Origin of the sequence: Streptomyces sp. CA-142005 (genome assembly GCF_050942335.1) — a bacterium.
In the GTDB taxonomy this organism is placed as follows: Bacteria; Actinomycetota; Actinomycetes; order Streptomycetales; family Streptomycetaceae; genus Streptomyces.
The window spans coordinates 9972133-9992055 of record NZ_CP192078.1 but is presented as its reverse complement, the minus strand read 5'-3'; the positions used below and the strand labels follow the sequence as shown (position 1 = coordinate 9992055).

Here is a 19923-nt window from a genome sequence, read left to right as displayed (position 1 = left end):
TGGTGCCGATGACGGGCGACGGCCGCGCAGATGCCGGCGTCTGGGTTTCGGTGGTCGCGCGGAGGCCGCTACGTGCGGGCCCAGGGCCTCGGCGCAAGTGGCGGCGTCGCGCTGACCTCCAGCGGCTGCCGGTGCCGGGCAGCACCGCGGCGACGCCCAGCAAGGCGAGCGCGGCCGCAGCGAGAGGCAGGGAGGCACATCGGGCAGCCGGTGCGCCCCGAAGTAGACCGAGGATCAGGCTTGGCGCCAGGAACGCAGCCTCTCGGCAATGCCGTACGAGTCCAGCCGCAGCCCCCGAATGTCGTAGATCAGTTCCCGCCAGAGCTCGAACTTCGTGTCCACGCGTTCTCCGGATGCCTCGAGATAGGCGATGGCGACGCCGTATCCGTACACCTCGTTGCGGGCCGGGAGCGGGCGCAGCAGCACGCACTCCTCCAGCATGACCGCAGCCCGCCAGAAGGCGTCGGGATGGTGCTGATCATGCCGGGGCGGGTCGACCCGGTGGCGCTGGGCCATCCCGACGAGCACAGAGAAGTCGTTGACGGTCAGGTCGTCCCGGAGGATCTCCTCCTGGCGCTCGAGCAACCACCGGTAGTCGACGTACACGACGGGAGGCACAGGTCAGGCCGCCCGCGAGGTGTCGTGCGCGACGGACGGCAGCCCGCCAAACTCGGCATCGAAGGCGTCCAGGACACCGGGCTCGCTGATCACCCGGCGGAAAGCGGCGGTCGCCGTCTGCAGCGCCCGCTCTTGTTCCTTCTCCCCCGCCACCTTGGCGAGGTAAGCCTTCACAGACAGGCCTTCGGCAGCGGCGAGGCCCTGCAGAGTGTCCCTGGTGCTCGTGTCGACCTTGACAGTGGTTTCAGCCATACCCCTAGTATCCCGCACGGTATACGCTCCGCGCTACCCCCGCTTGCGAGTGCACGCGCCCGCTTCCCCCGGGGCGGCACCGAAAGATCACGTCCAGGATGCTAGGTGGAGGCCCCCGCCCCACTCTCCGCCACCTGTCCGCCGTAGCTATACGAGAACCGGGCTCTCTCCAGGGCCCGTTCTGGCCGCCCTTGAGCACGGCGGCGAATCCACTCGGCTCGCGGCCGTCGCTCTTCACGACGTGTCGTTCGGGCCGACGGCGCGGGGTCCGGGCCTCGGTGTCGCCGCGCTTGCGGGCGGCATCGCGAGCGGCATGCAGCGCGACCCTCGCGAGGTCGACGTCGGACAGCTTCAGTCCGTCCACGCTGGCCTGCTCCGTGAGGGTGGTGGTCTCGGCCATCTGGGCCTCCTACCGGTGATTGATGGTCATGAGCGAGCTACGAGCGACACTCGCCAGCCGCTGGGCCCGGCGCCCGCTCCGCAACCGAAACGAGGACCGCATAACAACCGAGCACAACGGCATTGCAGGCCCCTACACCGAGTACGACGGACTGCCCGGGCTGCATGCGATGGATACCGATCTGCCGCTGATCCATCCGTACGCCCCGGTGACACCGGCCGCTACGTCACGCCGGGCGACGGACGGCTCACCATCCGGCCGCCCGAGAGGCGCGCCCACGCGTCCGCTGACCCGTCTCGACATGCTGCGTTTCGTCCGCCGCGTCGTTGAGCAGCAGGCCACCCGGGAACTGGCCCTCATCGACCGGTGGATCCCGGACGAGGAGCAGCGGGAGGCAGGGCAGCGAGCCGCCGTGGCGCGGAAGGTCCGGGCGGCGGACTGGCTGATCCAGTACGGCCTCAGCAAGACCACCGTGGACGCCGTGCACGTCGGTGACTGCCGGGCGGCGAAGAAGAGCGGCGGTGCCGGGCTGTGAGCCGGGAGCAGGCAGTGGAAGCGCTCCGGCAGCAGGTGCCGACGTGCCCGCACTGCCGCCCCGACACCGAGCTGGGCGTTCTCGACTAGGCGCTGCGTGGTCGCCGGCCAGTCGTCTTCTTCGCGGTCGTCTTCTTCGCCGCGGCCTTCTTGGCGGGCTGCTTCTCGCGGCGACCTTCTTCGGCTTCGGCAGCTCGTGCACCTCGGCCTCGCCGCGGGCCGCCTTCACCTTCGACACCGACTCCTGCAGCGCGGCCATCAGGTCCAGCACCTGGGCCGGCTGTTCCGGCTCGGGCGCCTTGGGCAGCGGCCTCTCCTCGCGCTTGGCCGGGAGCTACGCAAGCCGCTCAATTAGCCGGGCCCGGCATCGCGCCCTCGGCAAGCTTGATGCGCGTCCAGACGTTCATATTGACGACGACGGCGACGATCTCGAGCATCTCCTCCGGGCTGAAGTGCGCAGCGAGCGCATCGTGGAGGCGCTGGAACGGCGCGTCGCGGTCGGGGTCGGCGGCGCGGGTGAGCGCCTCGGCGTAGCGGAGCGCCGCCTGCTCGGCCTCGGAGTGAAGCTCGGTCTCCCACCACGCGGTCAGGGTGTCGATCTTGACCCGGGGGATGCCCGCCTCGCGCGCCGCCACGTAGTGCAGGTTGAGGCAGTAGGTGCAGTTGTTGAGCTGCGAGACCCGCAGGCGCAGGAGCTGGGCGAGGCCGCGGTCGATCCGCAGCTCCGCTTTGTATCCGAACGCATCCGCGCCCATCCGAGCCATGCCCATCAGCGCCTCGTTCCCGCTCGCGTCGAGCCGGCGGTTCGCGATCTGGATATTGTCAGTCATCTCGGTCCTTTCGGTGCTCGTCATTCCCCCGCCCGCGTTTCCGGGATCCGCCCCGAGCCGTTCGGTCACCTATGACACAACGCTGTTCCGGACGATCGGGGGCACACGGTCGCGGTGTCGGGCGGCTCGGCGAACGCGATCAGGATCTCTGTGAACGGATTGTCGCTTCAGTGTCGTCTCGATGTGTCGTTCTCGACACGCGAAAGCGAAACGGCGGCTTCCGCCTCGTGAGCCACACCCGACCTGACCTGCGGTTGCTAGCGATCACCTAGAGATCACTGCGGTCCCTGCCGGGCTGAGGAAGCCCGCGCCCGTCGACCCCCGGCAGGCTGCTGGTCGACGATTGACATGATGGGGCAGCAAGATCTCAGTGTCTCCAGGGGGCGACTATGACGTTCAAGACAGAAGCCGATTCCGGAGTCGCCGATCGGGACGAGTGGTCATATGCACCGACGGTGGGCGTCGGACCGCTCCGGTTCAGTATGACTGTCGACGAGGTGGTCGAGGCGGCTCAGGTCCTCGGCCAGACGAAGTTCAGCGATTGTGCTCCACACCACAAAGTCTTCTCGCCAACGTGGAAGATCGAGGTCCACTGTCACGGGGCAGCTCCTTGTCTGCCTGCCGTCACGGCCTACGTGAGTCAGGCCGTGGGGCTGTTCTGCATCGCTGCAGACGCCGTGAACGGTCCTCAGGTCAAGTACGACGGAGTCCCACTGGTCGGGAGGGACCTACCGGAGCTGGAAAGTGACATGATCGCGTATGCCGAGGCCATGGACGTGTTCTATCGCTACACACCCGAGGGCTATGCAGGACCGGATGACCGAGGTGTGGTCCTGCGCGGGCAAGTCGTCGGGCAGGACCTGCGTTCGCGTCCGTTGTTCATGGTGACGCGCGACAGCGCGAATACCGAATGGGACTCGATGCCTTCCGAGGAGTATCACCACGGTCAGTGAACGACCCTACGTGGTGCCACTCGTGACGAGGGATCAAGAAGATCGCCAGCCCCTCGTCGGCTGGGGCCACGCGAGACCGGAAGCCGGGGCCGCGTCAAGCCGGAACTCCAACCTCGAGCACGACGACACGGGGCCACATTGGGCCGGAAAAGTGGGGCCAGTTCAGACCGTTAACGCCAGCCCGCCGCCTGCGGTCCGGGCCTGCCTGCCTGCCTGCCTGCCTGCCTGCCTGCCTGCTGCACGGTGCTGCACGACGACGACGATGGCCGCGGCGAACCGCCGGAAAACTTTTTGGATGCGTCTGTTCGTGGCGGGAGCCGACTCGGTGACCAGGCCCTTGCCGTCGCCTTCCTCACAGGGCGGCAGCCACGAGGAAGGGCCCGGCGCGTAGGCGGCTTTAGGATGCCCAGTGCCGGTAGGCCTCCACGCAGGCCCATCCCCCAGGCTCGGGGTTGGGCAGCGGTCGGTCGAGGATGCCGATCGCCTGGGTGTGCCGGCCGTGTCTGCACCAGGCGGCGATGCCGCTGCCGGGCCGGTCCTGGAGTGCGGTGACGGTCACGGGGATGCCGAGCACGACGGTGGTGAACGGCAGGGCCAGGCGGTCCTCGATGACCGCCTGGAAGGCGGCGAGCTGTTCGTGCTCGTCGTAGGCATCGACGATCACGTCTTCGACCAGGGCGTCGAGTGCGGCGGTGGACAGCCTCATCGCCTCTTCTTCCCTTGCGTGCACAGGAGTTGCGCGAGGCGGGCGCCGACCGGGGTGATGCTGGGCAAGGGCTCATGGGCGAAGTGCTTCGCCTTGCGGCGGCGCAGCAGCTCCTCCCCGTCGCGCTCCCAGGCGAAGCTGGGCTTGCGCAGGAGTGCGCGGAAGACGGCGTCGGCGTTGTCGGGATGCCGCTGGACCAGGCGGCGGATGACCATGGGAGAGACGGAGTCGTCGTTCAGGTACTGCCTGAGCCGGCTCAGGTAGGTGCGGTCACGGGCCAGCTCGGGATCGGTGAACAGCGCATCGAGGTGGCCGAAGTCGGCGTAGTAGCACAGGCCTTCGGTCTCGTCGAAGATCACGGCGACGGTGTCCGCGTCGCAGAATTCTTCGGGCAGACTGCTGAGCTCGTCGAGGGAGGGCCTGCCGTTCATCGTCTGCGCGGGGGTTTCGTCGTCGAGTTCGGCCAGGGCTTTGTCCTGCCGGTGACGGTGGTACTCCCGCATCCGTACGGGCGCCTCGCCGGCATTCAGGACGAGCAGGTCGGTGCCGAACACCTCGATGAAGTCGGCGCGGGCTTCGGCCTGCATCTGCCAGGCCCTGCGCAGCATGTCGGGATTGCGGCGCAGCAGCCGCGGATGGGCGGTGAGCGTCTGGACGGCAACCTGGGCCAGCTGCGGTCCGTCGCCGGGTGCGTAGGTGGTGAGGTTGCCGCTGACCAGCCAGGCGTCGGTGTCGGGGTGGACGGGCACGATGCGGCCGGCCACGAACATCCCTGCGCGCAGTTTGCCAAGGGCGCGCCGGCCCAGGTTGGAGTGGACCCGGTAGAAGAGGTCGTCGAGCAGGTTGTGCAGGACGACGGCATCCCCTTCGCGGCCCTGTACTTCGAAGACTGCCTCCAACACGTCGTGCCAGCCGAGCAGCATCGCCCGCTCGTCCTCGCCGAGCGGCGGCCTCCGCTGGGCCGTAAACCGCTGAAGAACGCTCGAGCCGTCCGCCAGCCGGTGCTGCAGCACGAAGTGGTCGATGGTGTCAATGACCATCGCCTCGTTAAGGAAGCCGAGCTGGTCCGCTGCCTCCTCGATCCGGGCATCCAACCGCCGGGCAAAACGCGGACTGTGCGCGAAGGCCACCAGCTCGCTCTTCAGCTCCCCGCTGCGTGCCACCAGCCGGGCGATGTCGGGCAGCTCTGCGGGGGGATCTCCGTGTTCCACTACTGCTTCTTCCTGCCTGTTCTTGCTGTGTGGGGTTGCGTTGTCGCAAGCCGCCGCCCCGGGGGGCGGGTGCGGTTTGTGGCTGGACGTCAGGGGCCGGGCGGCCGGGTGTGGTCCATGAGTTGTTGTGCGAGCCGTTCGGCATTCGGGGCGCGCACGGCGGCGTCGACAACATCGCGGTCGGCGAGGTCGACGTCCCGCGCGGCGAGGGCGGCCGCGATCTGCTGGGCCGGGCCCCACGCCTCCTCGTCGTCGAAGGCCGCGCGGAAGGCGGGCGTATACGTCTCGACGGCGGCGACGACGGGAGCGATCCACGGCGTGGGGACGCCGCCTTCGGTGAGCGCGAAGGTCACCCACCGCTGCAAGACAGCGGGCAGGAGAGCACGGCGTGCCTGATCGAGTACCGTCTTGCGGGGCAGCCAGTCCCCCAGGAAGACGGCGACCTGGCCGGGGCTCCAGCACAGCGGCCCGCGGCTGCGAGAGTTCTCCGCGTAGTCCAAGAACAGCTCGGCCAGCGACCGGGCGGTGCCGGCTACCTCCGCCCAAGGGGCACCCACCTGGGCGAAGCAATCCAGCACACGGGCCCGCTCGCCCTTGGCAAGCGGCTGGCGGGCGGGCCAGTGGGGCAGGTGGACCCGGCAGCGCGCCCAGGCCAGGGCCCGCAACCCGACGACATCCTCATCGTCGCACCGAGGCCAGGTCATGTCCGTCAGCCGCAGCGCCGCAGCAAGATCCGCGAGCACCCCGGCCGCGTCCTGCTCGAGAAGCGGCATCGGCACCTCGCCCCCGCCCCGCGTCCCCTCCCAGGCGCAGGCCGCGTGCGGCCCCAGCAGCGCCAGCGTGCCGCCGACCTCACCGATGTGCGCCATCAGCGTGTGCGAGATGGGGCCGTCGCAGTCGATGAACAGCACCCGCTCGCTGTCCCACACATCCACCGCGCACCAGGCCCCCACCGGACGGGGCAGGCCGGCCGCATGCCACGCCGGCACCGGCTGTGAACCGGCCAAAACCCCCACCGCCTCCCGCAGCACGGCATGGCAGGCGGGCAGGGCGACTCGCTCAAACGCGGCCACCGCGGCCAGCCCACACGGGGACGGCTTCGTCAAAGCCCGTCCCACCACCCCACGGCACAGCACCAGTTCCGGCTCACGTTCGCTCACCCCCGCGCCCCACCACGCCTCGCCCAGGCAGCCACTCGCCCACGCCTCCACGGCAAGGACATCCGCATCTTCAAGACGCAGCGATCGGGCCTGCCGCAGCACACGGTCCGACACCCGCACAGAGCTGAGCGAACCGCGAACTGACTGCTTGCCACCACGCGACGTGCGGCCGCCACGACTCTCCGGCACACCCCCGAGTCTGGCAGAACAGCACGCGACGCGAACCGAGTAATTCGAGAACACCCCTCGCCAGGGTGACGGCGGCCGACTTCGCCGCCCCGCCTTCCTGGCACCGGGAGCGTGAGCTGATCAGGCCCGAGCCCTCCTCGCCGCGGGCCGTCCACTATCTGGAGTGGGAGGCGGAAATTCAGCAGCTGACCACCGCGAGCCGTGAGAGTCGCCCCGCTGCCGTTGAGTCGGCTCGCTCCACTCGCACATCGATCCTGGGAAAGAGCACATCCTCGACCGTCTTGCCGGGCCGGACCAGGGCCCTGCGCTCGGCCCTGCACAGAGCCGACGTCATCAAAACTGCCCGGGTCGGGCCACTTCAGCGGTTGAGATCGAAAACGCGGATATTGCGGCCTTCGTATGCTTTCGGGGCCACCGTGGCGACCAGGGCGTCCGCACCCCACTCAGGCAGATGCCGGGTGGCATGGATCGCGGCACCAATGCCCAGGGGAACGCCGTCCCTGTGCAGTCGAGCCACTTCCAGCACCGCCGGGTAGTCCAGGTCCACGGTGTGGATGACCTCCAGCTGCCCGATGTGCTCGGCGATCCCCAGGTACTCGCGGTCAGCTTCCAGGATCGATAGGACCGGCGCCCACAGGCGGGTGTCGGTCTCGAAATGAGCCCGGTGGATGAGCGCGGAGACCTGGCGGTTACCCGTGAGCGCCACCAGCGTCGGTGCATCGAGAATGAGATGGTGCAAGATCACGCGGCGGCGCCCTGCTGCCGGGCGAACGCCTCACGAAGCCTGCGGCCCATGGCCGCGCTCTCCTCGTCCGACACCTCGACGCCGAAGTGCTCACCCAGGTAGGCACGGGTCCGCTCGGCCCGCTCACGACGCTCTTCCTCGGTCAGCGTGGACTCCGCGAACTCCTGCACCAGGGAGCGGATCGAAATTCCCCGGGATTCGGCAATCACGGCGAGACGGTCACGGACTTCAGCAGGCACACGAATCATCGCGTCAGACATACCTCACAGTATACATCCATGTATACGCGCCTGGAGCGTCAGCGCCGCGGCGCCTGCAGGATTCCGTCAGGCCTGTCTTGATCTCGGTGTGATTCTGCTGGGCAGGGGCTGGTGGCAGGTGATACAGGTGCCGGTCAAGCAGCTCAGCAAGTCCTGGAGGGCGTCGAGCATCAGGTAGAGGCTGAGTCCGCTGTGTCGGCTTTTGGGGCCAGCCGCTGCTTGAAGCTTCCCCTTGATCGTGGACACCTGGAGACTGGGATCTTGAGGTTCCACAGGAAGTAGCACCAGGTGGGAAGCAAGTACACGAAGCGGTACACCGAGGAGTTCAGCCGGGCCGGGGTGCCCCTCGCCTGGACCGGGCACTCTCTGCGCATCGGCCTGGCCTCCACCGCCCGCCGCAACGGCATCGCCATCGCCGACCAGGGCGGCTGGGCCCGCCACTCCCCCTCCATGCTCGGCAAAGTCTGGGTGGACGGCGGCTACCGCCAGCACCTCGTCGAGCACGCCGCCGCCCTCGGCATTGACATGGGAATCGTCCAACGCGCCCCCGGGGCGAGGGGATTCACCCCGCTACCCAAGCGCTGGACCGTGGAGCGGACCTACGGATGGCTGATGTTCCACCGCCGCCTGGCCCGCGACTACGAGACCCTTGCCGCCCCCGCTCCGAAGCGGTGATCCACCTTGCCATGACGGACCTGCGGATAGTGTGGCCGGCGACGTCTGGACCCTGGTCCGCTCCTTCGTGGCCCTTGAGGACGGCTACGCGATGGACCTTCTGGTCGGCAGCGCGACCGCCCAAGACATCGAGGACCGCCTCCTCGACCACGCCCGCATCGTTACGGGCAACGCGGCCTTCCGCAAGCGCGGATGACTGTCCGTCAGCAGGCTGCTGCTGACACCATGCCCGCCATGGGCAACGTGCAGGCGGCCGCCCAGCACGGCACTGGGTGGACTGGTCGTGCGGGCCCGCACGACGCGGCCGGCGTGCACGACCTGGCCACCGGCAGGGACGCCCCCGGATGCCGGCTCGGCGGATCCTCTCCGGCCCTCCCGCGCTGGTCGAACCAGATCACGAAGTCGCACGGGAGCATTGACGGCCCCGTTGGCCAGCTGGCGGCCGGAGGACACCGGACACAGATCGCCGCGTCGATCATGCTCTCGCCGGACACCGTCAGCCGCGCGTGCCGTCGCTGCGGTACGTCAACCCGGTCGGGGCCGACCCGAAGCTGCGCACCGGGCTTCAGCTCAAGCGACCCAGCCACGCCCTGGGCGTACTTATCCAGGCGCAGCAGGAAGGCCGTCCGTTCCCGATCACGGGGACGAACTACCCGACGCGCGACGGCTCGGACATCCGGGACTACGTGCACGTCTGGGATCTCGCCGCGGCCCAATCCCGGCCATGGAGCGCTTCGACTCCGTCCTCACGGGGTCGAAGCGCTCGATCGCGATCAACTTGGGCACCGGCTCCGGCGCCACGGTCCGGGAGCTGTGCGAGGCGTTCAACAACGTTGTCAGCACCCCCCTTGGCCACCATCGACGCCGACCCGCGGCCCGGTGACGTGGCCGGCGGCTACACCAAAAGCGACCGGGCGGCCGAGCCGCTGGGGTGGACGCCGAAGCTGTCCCTAAAGGACGGCATCCGCTCCGCCCTGGACTGGATTCCGGTGCGCGACGGGCTGCTGAAGGACTGAGTGCTTTCCCCGCCGTCACTCCTCCCGGGCGCTCGAGCCCGGGAGGAAGCCGGCTTCGAGGGCGAGCAGGTGTTGGAGGGCGGGAGCGAGCCACTCCGCAGGCACGACGCGCCGCCCATACGCGGCGGCCCCATGCGAGCGCTCCGCGCTCGCCCTCCCGGCGGCTCCGCTGACTCCTCTGCGCAGATGCTTCGGGCAGGCGCGGTATCCCGTCTGCTGCGGCATGAATTCACCACTTCAGTTTCTGAATCCGACAATTGACAGTTGTTGGACTCCTAGATCATTGATTTCTACAGTGAACGGGCGGCGCCGACCTTGGTGCTCACGGCCGACCAAGTCGCCCGTCTGTCCGTCTGATCCGACCTGGAGGAAACCGTGAAGACCTTCACTCTGCCCGGCACCGACATGGTGGTGCCGAACATCGTCCTCGGACTCATGCGGATCCAGGACAAGAGCGACGACGAGGTGCGCACGCTCGTGAGCACCGCCCGAGATTGCGGCATCACCTTTCTCGACCACGCCGACGTGTACGGGTCGAGCCTGCATGGCTGCGAGCGGCGTTTCGCCGAGGCGTTGAAGCTGACCTCGTCCGAGCGCGAGCAGTTCGTCATCCAGTCGAAGGCGGGCATCGTCCCGGACGGGCCGTATTTTGACTTCTCGTACCAACACATCGTCGAGTCGGTGAACGGGTCGCTCGCGGCCCTGGGCACGGACTACCTCGACATCCTTCTGCTGCACCGGCCTGACGCGCTCGTGGAACCGGAAGAAGTCGCCCGCGCCTTCGATGAGTTGTCGGCGGCCGGCAAGGTGCGCGCGTTCGGCGTGTCCAACCAAACCCCGCGCCAGCTCGACCTGCTGCGCCGGTACGTCACTCAGCCGATCGTCGCGAACCAGCTGCAGCTGTCGATCACGCACGCGCCGATGATCGCGCAGGGAGTCGCGGCCAACATGCAGGGGCTGGACCAGTCGGTCGTGCGGGATGACGGGATCGTGGACTACTGCCGTCTGCACGACATCACGATCCAGGCCTGGTCGCCCTTCCAGGCCGGGTTCTTCGACGGTCCCTTCCTCGGTTCGGACCGCTATCCGGAGCTGAACGCCATTGTCGACCGCCTGGCAAACCAGTACGGCGTCCCGGCCGAAGCGATCGCCGTCGCGTGGATCACCCGCCATCCCGCACAGATGCAGGTCGTGCTCGGCACCACCACGCCCGAGCGCGTGGCCGCCGCGGCACAGGGCTCGGATCTGCCGCTCACCCGCGCCGAGTGGTACGAACTCTTCCGCGCCGCCGGTTACACCGTGCCGTAAGCCCGCTCGGGCTCGGGCGTGCTCGATCGTTGCTGAAGCGTCATGGGGCGTGTGGTGTCGGGGACGCCTCGGCCCTGCTCCGGCCCTGGACATGTCGGTCCCGGACGAGGAACTGCCCCCCAGCCAGCTCTCGCGCCGTTCCATGTTGCGCCGCACCGGTCTGCTCGGGGCCGGCCTGGCGGCGGGTGGCGTGCTCGGCGGCGCGGGCCAGGCCGCCGCGGCGGCGCCTGAGTCAACGTTGTCGCAGCAGGGTTCGCGCTCCGGCGGGTACCTGTGGCTGGCCGGCGACCACCACATCCAGCCCGACAAAGGGGTGGGAGCCAGTGAGCGAAGGGGCGCATGGACGCTTTCGTCGCGCATTTGACCGACACCGACCGACGGCAGAGGTCAGGTGTCGGCAATGCGTACGTGTGAGCCTCGGGCTGTCCCTACAGCCGGACGAGCAGGCACTGTGGGGCCTGCCTGATCGCTTCCGGGCACCGTGCGCGGAATGCTGGAGGTGTCGCGTCCGGCAGCCGGAACGCCCCCCTGACTCGGCTGCCAGGTGCAGCCGGTGGACATGGCAGGCCTTGGGCTGCGGCCCCCGTCTTTCCCATGGTCCCTGAGCCGGTACGCCTCCCCCCGGCGTGCCGGCTCAGTTCCGGTTCCTGCCCCGTCGGGGGGCCGCGACGGGTGCCGGATCGATGCGGATCGTCGCCTCCCGGGCCTGCGGGCTCGCGACCAGGGCGTCGGCCATCGGGCCGTACTTGCTGCTGAAGGCGGCGTCGAGCCCGGCGGGCAGTCCGAGGCTGCCGGTCGTGAGCAGCACATCGCGGCTGACGGGGCCCACTCGGATCGTTCCGCGACCGTGTTCGCGCGCCGCCCGGTACCAGCGGGAGCGGACGCCGCGGTACGCGCGGACGTACAACTCACCGTCAACGACGACCATGCCGATCTCCACCCCGGGGCGATCGGCGTCCCCGGCGACCAGGACGAGTGAGGAGGTCTCGGCGAACAGGGACTGGTCTTCGGCCGTCCAGGCGGTCATCGCTTCAGATCCTCGGTGTCGGCCTCCTCCGTGGTCCAGGAGACGAGGATGCGCAGGGCGTCGTCGGAAGGGCTGCCCGGCTCGGCGGTCAGGACCATCAGGCGCTGTCCGGAGCCATCGGGGCTGGCCCAGGTGTCGCAGTCCAGCGTGAGGTCGCCCACCAGAGGGTGGCGGTAGTGCTTGGTGCCGTAGGCGGCGCTGTTCACGCGGTGTTCGGCCCACCAGGTGCGGAAGTCGTCGTTCCGGACGGACAGTTCGCCGACCAGGCGGGCCAGTTCCGGGTCACCCGCATCGGCCGCGGCCTCCAGGCGCAGGGCAGCCACCGCATCGCGGGCGTCGTGTTCCCAGTCCAGGTGCAGCTCTTGGATCGCCGTGTCGGTGAAAAGCAGGCGCAGGTAGTTGCGGCGGTCGGCCGGTACCGCGGCGAAATCGGTGTAGAGGGCTGCGGCGGCCTGGTTCCAGGCCAGGATGTCGAGACGTTTGCCGAGAACGAGGGCGGGAGTGTGGGTGAGCTGGTCCAGCAGGCGGCGCATGGCGGGGCGCAGGCGTTGGGGTGCCCGGCGGCGGCGTGGCTGCTCGTCGGTGCGGCCGGCCAGTTCGTAGAGATAGCGCTGCTGGTCGTCGTCGAGGCGCAGGGCGCGGGCCAGGGTGGCCAGGACAGCGGCCGAGGCGCGGACGCGGCCCTGTTCGAGGCGGGTGTAGTAGTCCACGCTGATCGCGGCGAGGGTGGCGACCTCCTCCCGGCGCAGTCCCTTGACCCGGCGGGCGGAGTCCGTCGCCGGTAGACCGCACTCCTCAGGGTCCAGTTGCGCCCGGCGGGCCCGCAGAAAGGCACCGAGGTGGGAATCGGGTGTCGGTTTCATGCTGTCCAGTGTCCTGCGGCCGCCGCGGGCGCGGCACAGGTGTGCGGGGGCAGGTTCTTTCCCAGGCAGAAACCCGCCTCTCCCGCGGACCGGACAGGCAGCGGATGGTGAAGGCGTGCCTGGCGCAGACCGGGCCCACCCACCCAGTTCGGCACGGACCTTCCGGAGTGTTTTCCATGGCCAGGACCCGTATCAGCTTCGACAGTGCCGGTATCGAGATCGCCGCACACCTCTACACCCCCGACCTCCCGGCCGTCGGCCCCCGTCCGGCGCTGGTGGTCGGCCACCCCGGTACCGGGGTGAAGGAGCAGACCTCCGGCACCTACGCGTGGCTGATGGCCGAGCGCGGCTTTGTCACCCTCGCTTTCGACGCCGCCTACCAGGGTGAGTCGGGCGGTCTGCCGCGCGGCCTGGAGGACCCGGCCCAGCGCATCGAGGACTTCAAGGCGGCCGTGTCGTATCTGACCACCCGCGAGGAGGTCGACGCCGAGCGGATCGGCCTGCTGGGCGTCTGCGCCTCCGGCGGCTACTCGCTGGCGGCTACCGGTGGCGAACACCGCGTCAAGGCCGTGGCCACCGTGAGCACCGCGGAACCGGCCCGGCAGTTCCGCTTCGGCGCCGACGGCTCCCAGGACCCGGCGGTCTTCCAGGCCCTGCTGGACGCCGCTGCCCAGGCCCGCTCCCGTGCCGCCCGCGGCGAGGACCCCGGCGTGCTGACGATGTTCCCCGAGACCGCCGAGGAGGCGGGCGCCCTGGGCGGCGAGCACGGCGTCGAGGGCTGGGAGTACTACTGCGGCGCCCGCGGGTATCACGAGCGCTCCGCGAAGTTCCTCACCTGGGAGAGCGTCGACAAGATGGCCTCCAGTGACGTCTTCCGCTCGGTCCCTCTCATCGGCCCTCGTCCGATCCTGCAGATCATCGGGGAGCGAGCGGTGACCGCCTGGATGGCGATCGAGGTCCACCAGGCCGCCACCGGCCCCAAGGAGCTCCACCGCATCCCCGGAGCCAGCCACGTCGACCTCTACGACAAGCAGGAGTACATCGACCCCGCCGTGGACAAGCTCACCGACTTCTTCACCACCCACCTCGCTAAGTAACCCACGGCGGGTCACTTCGCCTGCAGGAGCTACTCCTCCGGCCCTCAGGCGCGCAGCAGGTCGAGCGGTCCCCCGTATCCGGCGCGCTTCGGACAGGATCGGGCCGGGGGTGTATGTAGTGCGCGCGGATCCTCACGAGGTGCCTGCCCCCAGCCACACCTAGGGCCTGTGTGAGGTCGTGATCAATCTCGGGTTCTCGTCCCGTGTGGGGACGGGACCTGGTAGGACGCTGGGTGTGACACGTAGGCAACTCACCGACGAGCAGTGGGAGTTCATCGAGCCGTACCTGCCGATAGGCGAGTACGGTCCGTACCCCGAGCGGCTGCGGGAGCAGTTCGAGGGGGTGATCTGGCGGTTCCGGTCCAGCGCTCAGTGGCGCGAGATGCCCTCCGAGTTCGGACCGTGGGCGACCGTTTACGGGCGCTTTCGCGTGTGGCGGGACGCCGGGGTCTTCTCCGCTCTTCTGGAAGGCATGATCGCCGAGGCCGCCCGCCGGGGAGAGACGGACTTATCCCTGGTCAGCGTGGACTCCACCACTGCCCGCGCTCACCACGACGCGGCCGGGATGCGCATCGGCAAGGACGTCATGGACGCCCTTGAGGAAGCCGCCGCCGAGCAGGAGCGGGCCCGGCAAAAGGGGGCGGCCCGCCAGAACAGAACGGACAGGACGGCAGGGACGACCCCGAGCAGGAAGAGCGACGGCGGATCAGGCGGCGGCGCAAGCTCCGCTTGACCCAGGCCCTGCTCGGCAGATCCCGTGGTGGACTGACGAGCAAGATCCATCTCGCCGCCGACCGCAAGTGCCGTCCGCTGTCCCTCGTACTGACCGCAGGACAGGCCGCCGATAGCCCGCAGTTCGTCCCCGTGCTGCAGAAGGTGCGCATCCGTCTTCCCGTTGGTCGGCCCCGGAGCCGGCCCGACGCTGTCGCCGCCGACAAGGCCTACTCGTCCCGCGCTAACCGCTCTTACCTGCGGAAACGCAACATCAAGGCAGTCATCCCGGAGAAGAAGGACCAGACCGCCAACCGGAAGAAGAAAGGCCGCCGGGGCGGCCGCCCCACATGCCACGACGGCGATCTTTACAAGGAGCGGAACACCGTAGAGCGGCTCATCAACAAGTTGAAGGCCTGGCGGGGTATCGCCACTCGGTACGACAAGACGCCCGAGAGCTACCTCGCCGGCCTCCACCTCCGCGCGTCGATGATCTGGATCAACGACCTCCTGAAGACAACTGGATGATCACAACATCACACAGGCCCTAGTAGGCCTTGGTCAGGTCGGTTGTAGTGGTGCGTGTCCTACGGGCCCGGTGTGGCGTTGAGTGTGTGTGACTCCGGACGAGATTGCCGTGGTGCGTGGCGAGTTGGAGACGTTCGCGGCGGAGGTGTTCGAGCCATTCGCGCGCAAGGACCAGCGCCGGTGGGGGCAGGTCTACTTGCGGGGGCTGCTGACCGACGGGCAACGAAAGTCGGTCGAGCCGATGGCCGCCCGGTTCGGGGAGGCAGTGGCTACTGAAGGATGCCGATGACGCCGACTGGCCGCAGTACCGGGCGCTCATCGAGTCCGCCCACGCCGAACCGAAGCTCCGCAGGCTCTACCCCTTCACGAGCCACTGGGCACTGAGCTTCTCCAACACGCCCGACTACCCGTTCTCCCCGTCCTTCGCCTCGATCGACTCACCCCGGGGAACCGGCGACTACACCATCAGAGAATGGTGGAACGACCCCGCCCTGCACCACGTCACCACAGCCGCCGAAGCGATCGCCATCGCCGTCGGCCGGATCCCTGCCGACCTGCTCCAGAGGTCTTCTGAGAACCCTGCACAAGACTCCTGAGAGCGACACCGGCGACCCGGGAAAGGGAAACGATCGGTCATGGCCGACCGCATCTACCCCCGGCATTCCACCGACAAGCAGACCGACGCCCGCCAAGGGCATGCCCTGGCCCCGCTGCTGGCCGCCGGCGCCCCCGGGCAGCCCCGATCTGCAGGCGGCTGGAGCGCAGCACAAGTGCCGAGTCAGCCGGGATGATGCTCGCGCAGTTCGCCGGGCTTCGAAAGGCCGCCCCAGCTGCCCCATGCGCTCAGCTCGTCGCGGACGGGAGGGACGACGCGCGTCGGGCCAGGCGGGTGGATTTCCTGCGTCGCCGTCTGGCCGGTAGCCGCAGCAGTTGTTGCAGCGGGATGCCGTCTTGGGCCCACTGGCCGAGCCGGTCCCGGTCGACCCAGTAGATGTGGTGACGCTGGCCCCAGGTTTTGGCATCGCGGGTGAGGTGGCCGTTGGTGACGACGACGGCGATGTCGGCGCGGTGGACGGGGCCGGCGGTTCCTTTCACCTGGTACATCACGTGGGATCCGACGCGGGCGGCGACCGCGGTGTGTTTGGCCTGGATGACCAGGCGGCCCAGGCGAGGGTGCTCGGCGATGACGTCGGCGCCCTGGTCGCCGGCGCGGCCGACCTGTCGCGCATGGAAGCCGTCTCTGATCAGCAGGTCCCGCAGCGCGTACTCGAAATGCCGGTCGTCCATGGCATCGAACTCCTCCAGCGTGATCCGCAACCGGGCCAGCAGCACCGCCCTCGTCCGCCGCCTGGCGGCAGAGCGCGCCATCCGCCACATCCCATAGGCCAAGGCGGTGGCCAGGACGGTGGCCGTCAGCGGCCAGGCACGCAGGGCCGCGTGCCCCAGCACGGCGGTCGTCCTCAGCAGCATCCATCCCGCGGCGGCCACCACCGCGGCCGCCGCCAGTTGTTCGCCACGCCCCCGCGGGGCACGCAGTTTCAGTCGCGGCCGTCCCATCAACGGCCCGCAGAAGCCGACACCGACGGGCTGGGAGTGGGAGGCGTGTGGGGGGTGGACGCTTCACCGAACCCAAACAGCTGGCTCCATAACCACACCCCCGCAATCAGTCCGGCGACCGTCCAGCCGCTGAGCTTCTTTCCGCTGGGGCGCGGATTGCGCCGGATGTGCCGACGCACCACGTGGTATCCCTCAGGTACCTTCGCCACCGCCAACTCCTTGCAGCGATCGCGGCGGGCCGCCCGCTGCGGCCTGCGCTGTGGGAATGGATGTAGCAGCGGCCACTGACAAAACCACCGGAATGATCAGACCGGCGTCCCGTGCGGCGGCACTATCGCGCCGCCTGACCTGCCTTGCGGGCACGGTGTTCGAATCCACCCGGCCGGCGCCCCCCTCCACCTGCGCTTCCTGCGCACCGGGTTGCGGTCGGCAGCAGGCTGCCGCCCGCAACCGGGTGCAAGAGGCCGCGCACTGGCGCCGCAGGCCCTCCCCTGTTCCTCTGCCGCCACAGCAGCTTTGGCCCAAAAGAACGGCGTGTTCGACACCCGGCCGATCAGAGGCTGTTGGGCGGGCCCGGTAAGCCAGGCCGAGGTGCCGGTTGTGGCGGTGCATGGGCCGTTTCGGGCTGTGGAGCGGGGCTGCGCCAAGATCCCTGCGCTGTTTCACGGCCTGGTGCCCGGCGGGCTGAGCAGGTGGTCGCCGGGCCATAAGCAACAGGCTGCCTCGGCCCAGGTGAGGTGGTGGCGTACCTGGTTAAGGACTGCTGCGCGCTCTGGTGGGCCGTAGGAGGTGCATTCGTGGGTGGCCGGGTCGACGACGCGGACGGTGCTGTCGGGGCCGCTGCACAGCAGGGCCCGCTCGATGGGTGCAAGGCCCAGGCTGAGTGCGTCGCAGCCCTGGTTGCGGATGAGCCGGACGATGTCGGCCACCACCGCTTCCCAGTCGCCGACCTCGCCCCAGTGGGCGCCGCCGCCCAGTTCTTCGGTGAGTGTGGCCAGCGGCACGATCTCGCCCGGCCGGCGGCCCCGGACCAGCTTCCGGTGGATGCGCATCCCGTCGGGCTGCGTGATGTGAGGGTGGAGCAGGCAGGCCGCGGCGACCACGGAGGTGTTGATCTCCCGGGCGGGCAGCGGGTAGTACGGTTCGTGCGCGAACAGCCGGTACGGGGGCATGCCCGCCGGCTGGTGGCCGTCTGGCACGCGCTCGTGCTCTGCCGGGAGCGAGGGCTTGCTCGGCTCGTTCATGGGTTGCTTCCTTCCGCAGGTCGCTTCGATGCGGTGGTGCACGTGGTGCAGCGGCCGTCGCCGCCGGGGCGGGCGCGGCGGGGAGTGGGGCCGGGGCAGGCGCGGCACAGCGGCCAGCCGAGGCAGGCCGGGCAGAGGTCCTCGCCGGGCGCGGTGGAGGGAACGCCGCAGCCGGCGCATTCCACGAGGGCCCGGTAGGTCAGGGCCTCGCTCACGGTGCGGGCGGCCGCCGTCGTCGACCGGCAGGTGGCCGTGAGCGTCCGCGGCTCGTCGCTAAAAGCCGCCTTTGGGTGGCCAGCCGCGGCAGGGGGTGGCGGGTAGGCCTGGGCGGCGCGCAGGCGGGCGGCGATGATCGCCCCGACCGAGGTACGCACCGGGCTCGGCAAGGGCCGATCGGTGATGACGTGGCGCAGCTGATCGGCGCTCCAGTCGGCCTCCAGCATCACGGTGGCCACACGGCCCTGGTCGGTCAGGGTCTTCCCGGTCAGCAGCAGTTCGGGACGGCTCGCCCCGATCTCGAGCAGCAGCCGGATCCCCGGATGCAGGTCGTCCGTCCGGGACGCGGCCGCCGAGGACGCTGGTTGTTGCTCCGGCGCTTGCGTCCCTGCGCGTGTCCGCGCAAGGTCGCCGCGGTCGCACGGACGGAGGGGTCTGGTGTTCTGCTTGGTGGTCTTCTTTGTGTTGGTGTTCTTAGGGGGCCGATGAACCGACGTCGGGTTATCCACCGGTGGAAAACCCGACATCGGTTGCGACCTGCTGCTTGGCAGGCTGGGCAGGTCGGTGATGACGTACGCGGCCGCACCGAGGGTGCCATCGGGGTTGCGCTCGCGCTCCCTCAGCAGGAAGCCGTGCTTCTGAAGCTCCTTGAGCCCGCTCTTCACGGCGGCCTCGCCGTCGCGGCCGCGGCGCGCCAGGTCGGTGACGGTCATCCGCCAGCCGTCCCGGTGCGTGCTGATGAGTCCGAACAGCCCCTTCGCCTTCAACGACAACCTCGAGTCCCGGAACAGGCCGTTGGCGATCTGGGTGAACCGGTCCGCCCCCATCACCCCGCGCCGGATCCCCGCCCCCAAGCCGCGCACCGCCCCGCCGGCCGGAACGGAGGCGAACGCCACACCGGCCGCCCGCACGAGGCCGGCGTCCATGGCCAGCGGTCGGTCCGTGATCGAGTAGACGATCTCTGCGAGCGTCCCGTCATCGTGCCGGAGCTGTTCGCGAAGGAGGTATCCGTGCCTTTGCAGTTCGCTCAGGCCGGCGCGTACGGCGTCCCGCCCGTCGGGCCCGGCCCTCACGAGGTCGGCGACCGTCACCTGCCAGCCGGTGGCGTGGGTGCTGATGTAGCCGAACAAGCCCTTCGCTTTGAAGGACAACCGGGTATCCCGGAACAAGCCGTTGGCGATCTGCGTGAACCGGTCCGCCGCCATCACCCCGCGCCGGACCCCCGCCTCGAAGCCGCTCACCGCGATCCCTCGCACACCATGAGCGAACCGCCCCTGAGGCCTGGGGCGAGCAGGCGGGCGTGCAGTGGCCGGGGGCGCCGAGTCAAGGAGGCGTGCGCGCGATCCATGCCGTCAGCTCACCCGGCACCCCCGACCAAGCTGACGGCCATGAGCCCCGACCACCTGTCACGATCCGGCAACGCAGCCCGCTAGCTGCCGTGGTCGGGCTCATGGTCTGGGGTCGACCACGCCCCCTTCCCCCCGTGCGCACGTTGCGCAACGCGACTGCGCAACCGGCACGCAGCGCTGGATGGGCGATGCGCAATCGGGATGCGCAACCAACCGAGGACCCCGCGCAGTCGCGTCACGCGGTACAACTGCGCAGCCGGCCCGAGGATTCCTGATCTTCCGCTGCGCAGGACCGGGTGGGGCACTGCGCAGGCACCCGTCGAGGGCAGAGGCGACCGCCGTTGCGCATCGACGACGGGCCCGCCGGCCGAGCGTCACCTGGTCGCCCAGCAGTCCCGTGGCCCGGCACCGTGAACCGGACGCGATGTCCTGGCCTCGTCTCACGGCCAGGCCCGTGGTCGGGGTCGTGGTCGG

23 protein-coding genes and 4 pseudogenes are annotated in these 19923 nt (G+C 69.4%); 13 read left to right on the top strand and 14 right to left on the bottom strand.

Going from position 1 to position 19923, the window contains the following annotated elements; genetic code table 11:
* Positions 1-234: 234 nt before the first annotated feature.
* Both ACQPXS_RS46425 and ACQPXS_RS46420 read right to left on the bottom strand, forming a co-directional pair.
* Positions 235-618 carry a toxin Doc gene (locus ACQPXS_RS46425; RefSeq protein ID WP_433455598.1) on the bottom strand — a complete coding sequence of 128 codons (384 nt, stop codon included), beginning with the start codon at positions 616-618 and terminating at the stop codon, positions 235-237.
* Between the two features lie 3 nt (positions 619-621).
* Positions 622-870, bottom strand: a complete 249-nt coding sequence (locus ACQPXS_RS46420) for an antitoxin MazE7 (RefSeq protein WP_433455596.1) — start codon at positions 868-870, stop codon at positions 622-624.
* Between the two features lie 422 nt (positions 871-1292).
* Between ACQPXS_RS46420 and ACQPXS_RS46415 the strand changes: the two are divergent.
* The 3 genes and pseudogenes from ACQPXS_RS46415 (at position 1293) to ACQPXS_RS46405 (ending at position 1894) form a co-directional block, all read left to right on the top strand.
* Positions 1293-1600: pseudogene (locus ACQPXS_RS46415) on the top strand (DUF6420 family protein).
* A complete protein-coding gene (locus tag ACQPXS_RS46410) occupies positions 1572-1805 on the top strand; it encodes a hypothetical protein (protein WP_433455594.1) in 234 nt (77 codons plus the stop codon). Before ACQPXS_RS46415 ends, ACQPXS_RS46410 begins: the two are co-directional and overlap by 29 nt.
* A complete protein-coding gene (locus ACQPXS_RS46405; protein WP_433455592.1) occupies positions 1802-1894 on the top strand; it encodes a DUF6233 domain-containing protein in 93 nt (30 codons plus the stop codon). Before ACQPXS_RS46410 ends, ACQPXS_RS46405 begins: the two co-directional genes overlap by 4 nt.
* A gap of 257 nt (positions 1895-2151) precedes the next feature.
* Here ACQPXS_RS46405 and ACQPXS_RS46400 read toward each other — a convergent pair whose 3' ends face one another.
* Positions 2152-2634 carry a carboxymuconolactone decarboxylase family protein gene (locus ACQPXS_RS46400; protein ID WP_433455590.1) on the bottom strand — a complete coding sequence of 161 codons (483 nt, stop codon included), beginning with the start codon at positions 2632-2634 and terminating at the stop codon, positions 2152-2154.
* A 389-nt stretch (positions 2635-3023) separates the two neighbouring features.
* On the opposite strand from ACQPXS_RS46400, the gene ACQPXS_RS46395 reads away from it, so the two are divergent.
* A complete protein-coding gene (locus tag ACQPXS_RS46395) occupies positions 3024-3587 on the top strand; it encodes a hypothetical protein (protein WP_433455588.1) in 564 nt (187 codons plus the stop codon).
* 397 nt (positions 3588-3984) lie between these two features.
* Here the strand turns inward: ACQPXS_RS46395 and ACQPXS_RS46390 are convergent, their stop codons facing one another.
* The 5 genes from ACQPXS_RS46390 to ACQPXS_RS46370 all read right to left on the bottom strand — a co-directional run bounded on the left by ACQPXS_RS46390 (position 3985) and on the right by ACQPXS_RS46370 (position 7807).
* A complete protein-coding gene (locus ACQPXS_RS46390) occupies positions 3985-4293 on the bottom strand; it encodes a calcium-binding protein (RefSeq protein WP_433455586.1) in 309 nt (102 codons plus the stop codon).
* On the bottom strand, positions 4290-5504 hold the full coding sequence (locus ACQPXS_RS46385) for a hypothetical protein (protein ID WP_433455584.1): 1215 nt from the start codon (positions 5502-5504) through the stop codon (positions 4290-4292). The genes ACQPXS_RS46390 and ACQPXS_RS46385 overlap by 4 nt, the downstream gene beginning before the upstream one ends.
* Positions 5505-5593: 89 nt before the next feature.
* Positions 5594-6664 (bottom strand): hypothetical protein, encoded by a 1071-nt coding sequence (locus tag ACQPXS_RS46380; RefSeq protein ID WP_433455582.1) that lies wholly within the window; start codon positions 6662-6664, stop codon positions 5594-5596.
* 547 nt (positions 6665-7211) lie between these two features.
* Positions 7212-7598 (bottom strand): hypothetical protein, encoded by a 387-nt coding sequence (locus tag ACQPXS_RS46375; RefSeq protein ID WP_433455580.1) that lies wholly within the window; start codon positions 7596-7598, stop codon positions 7212-7214.
* Positions 7595-7807 (bottom strand): hypothetical protein, encoded by a 213-nt coding sequence (locus tag ACQPXS_RS46370; protein WP_433455578.1) that lies wholly within the window; start codon positions 7805-7807, stop codon positions 7595-7597. The genes ACQPXS_RS46375 and ACQPXS_RS46370 overlap by 4 nt, the downstream gene beginning before the upstream one ends.
* A gap of 510 nt (positions 7808-8317) precedes the next feature.
* Between ACQPXS_RS46370 and ACQPXS_RS46365 the strand changes: the two are divergent.
* The 3 genes and pseudogenes from ACQPXS_RS46365 to ACQPXS_RS46355 all read left to right on the top strand — a co-directional run.
* Positions 8318-8556: pseudogene (locus ACQPXS_RS46365) on the top strand (transposase); the annotation flags it as partial.
* Positions 8557-8564: 8 nt separating this feature from the next.
* Positions 8565-8729, top strand: a complete 165-nt coding sequence (locus tag ACQPXS_RS46360) for a hypothetical protein (RefSeq protein ID WP_433456299.1) — start codon at positions 8565-8567, stop codon at positions 8727-8729.
* 652 nt (positions 8730-9381) lie between these two features.
* Complete coding sequence (locus tag ACQPXS_RS46355; RefSeq protein WP_433455576.1) at positions 9382-9549, top strand: hypothetical protein; 168 nt, start codon at positions 9382-9384, stop codon at positions 9547-9549.
* A 15-nt stretch (positions 9550-9564) separates the two neighbouring features.
* Here ACQPXS_RS46355 and ACQPXS_RS46350 read toward each other — a convergent pair whose 3' ends face one another.
* Positions 9565-9774 (bottom strand): hypothetical protein, encoded by a 210-nt coding sequence (locus tag ACQPXS_RS46350; protein WP_433455574.1) that lies wholly within the window; start codon positions 9772-9774, stop codon positions 9565-9567.
* Positions 9775-9924: 150 nt separating this feature from the next.
* Between ACQPXS_RS46350 and ACQPXS_RS46345 the strand changes: the two genes are divergently transcribed.
* Positions 9925-10857 (top strand): aldo/keto reductase, encoded by a 933-nt coding sequence (locus ACQPXS_RS46345; RefSeq protein ID WP_433455572.1) that lies wholly within the window; start codon positions 9925-9927, stop codon positions 10855-10857.
* Positions 10858-10948: 91 nt separating this feature from the next.
* Positions 10949-11221, top strand: coding sequence for a hypothetical protein (locus ACQPXS_RS46340; protein WP_433455570.1), 273 nt, complete (start codon positions 10949-10951; stop codon positions 11219-11221).
* 270 nt (positions 11222-11491) lie between these two features.
* Here the strand turns inward: ACQPXS_RS46340 and ACQPXS_RS46335 are convergent, their stop codons facing one another.
* Positions 11492-11884 carry a DUF2255 family protein gene (locus ACQPXS_RS46335; protein ID WP_433455568.1) on the bottom strand — a complete coding sequence of 131 codons (393 nt, stop codon included), beginning with the start codon at positions 11882-11884 and terminating at the stop codon, positions 11492-11494.
* Complete coding sequence (locus ACQPXS_RS46330; protein WP_433455566.1) at positions 11881-12747, bottom strand: helix-turn-helix domain-containing protein; 867 nt, start codon at positions 12745-12747, stop codon at positions 11881-11883. Before ACQPXS_RS46330 ends, ACQPXS_RS46335 begins: the two co-directional genes overlap by 4 nt.
* 176 nt (positions 12748-12923) lie before the next feature.
* Between ACQPXS_RS46330 and ACQPXS_RS46325 the strand changes: the two genes are divergently transcribed.
* The 4 genes and pseudogenes from ACQPXS_RS46325 (at position 12924) to ACQPXS_RS46310 (ending at position 15679) form a co-directional block, all read left to right on the top strand.
* On the top strand, positions 12924-13844 hold the full coding sequence (locus ACQPXS_RS46325) for an alpha/beta hydrolase (protein ID WP_433455564.1): 921 nt from the start codon (positions 12924-12926) through the stop codon (positions 13842-13844).
* A 235-nt stretch (positions 13845-14079) separates the two neighbouring features.
* Positions 14080-15083: pseudogene (locus tag ACQPXS_RS46320) on the top strand (IS5 family transposase).
* Positions 15084-15171: 88 nt separating this feature from the next.
* Positions 15172-15345, top strand: a pseudogene (locus ACQPXS_RS46315) (transposase); the annotation flags it as partial.
* 10 nt (positions 15346-15355) lie between these two features.
* Positions 15356-15679 carry a DUF6193 family natural product biosynthesis protein gene (locus ACQPXS_RS46310; protein ID WP_433456257.1) on the top strand — a complete coding sequence of 108 codons (324 nt, stop codon included), beginning with the start codon at positions 15356-15358 and terminating at the stop codon, positions 15677-15679.
* Positions 15680-15926: 247 nt separating this feature from the next.
* Here ACQPXS_RS46310 and ACQPXS_RS46305 read toward each other — a convergent pair whose 3' ends face one another.
* The 3 genes from ACQPXS_RS46305 to ACQPXS_RS46295 form a co-directional block, all read right to left on the bottom strand.
* Positions 15927-16574 (bottom strand): restriction endonuclease, encoded by a 648-nt coding sequence (locus ACQPXS_RS46305; protein ID WP_433455562.1) that lies wholly within the window; start codon positions 16572-16574, stop codon positions 15927-15929.
* Positions 16575-17302: 728 nt separating this feature from the next.
* The gene (locus tag ACQPXS_RS46300) at positions 17303-17884 is read right to left on the bottom strand and encodes a hypothetical protein (protein ID WP_433455560.1); all 582 of its coding nucleotides are present in this window, start codon (positions 17882-17884) and stop codon (positions 17303-17305) included.
* On the bottom strand, positions 17881-19341 hold the full coding sequence (locus ACQPXS_RS46295) for a hypothetical protein (RefSeq protein ID WP_433456255.1): 1461 nt from the start codon (positions 19339-19341) through the stop codon (positions 17881-17883). The genes ACQPXS_RS46300 and ACQPXS_RS46295 overlap by 4 nt, the downstream gene beginning before the upstream one ends.
* Positions 19342-19923: the final 582 nt, after the last annotated feature.

Bases quoted from the DNA above. Each gene is read 5' to 3' on its own strand.
- ACQPXS_RS46420 (WP_433455596.1), bottom strand. From the start codon at position 870: ATGGCTGAAACCACTGTCAAGGTCGACACGAGCACCAGGGACACTCTG.
- ACQPXS_RS46410 (WP_433455594.1), top strand. From the start codon at position 1,572: ATGCTGCGTTTCGTCCGCCGCGTCGTTGAGCAGCAGGCCACCCGGGAA.
- ACQPXS_RS46400 (WP_433455590.1), bottom strand. From the start codon at position 2,634: ATGACTGACAATATCCAGATCGCGAACCGCCGGCTCGACGCGAGCGGG.
- ACQPXS_RS46395 (WP_433455588.1), top strand. From the start codon at position 3,024: ATGACGTTCAAGACAGAAGCCGATTCCGGAGTCGCCGATCGGGACGAG.
- ACQPXS_RS46390 (WP_433455586.1), bottom strand. From the start codon at position 4,293: ATGAGGCTGTCCACCGCCGCACTCGACGCCCTGGTCGAAGACGTGATC.
- ACQPXS_RS46350 (WP_433455574.1), bottom strand. From the start codon at position 9,774: ATGCCGCAGCAGACGGGATACCGCGCCTGCCCGAAGCATCTGCGCAGA.
- ACQPXS_RS46340 (WP_433455570.1), top strand. From the start codon at position 10,949: ATGTCGGTCCCGGACGAGGAACTGCCCCCCAGCCAGCTCTCGCGCCGT.
- ACQPXS_RS46335 (WP_433455568.1), bottom strand. From the start codon at position 11,884: ATGACCGCCTGGACGGCCGAAGACCAGTCCCTGTTCGCCGAGACCTCC.
- ACQPXS_RS46330 (WP_433455566.1), bottom strand. From the start codon at position 12,747: ATGAAACCGACACCCGATTCCCACCTCGGTGCCTTTCTGCGGGCCCGC.
- ACQPXS_RS46325 (WP_433455564.1), top strand. From the start codon at position 12,924: ATGGCCAGGACCCGTATCAGCTTCGACAGTGCCGGTATCGAGATCGCC.
- ACQPXS_RS46300 (WP_433455560.1), bottom strand. From the start codon at position 17,884: ATGAACGAGCCGAGCAAGCCCTCGCTCCCGGCAGAGCACGAGCGCGTG.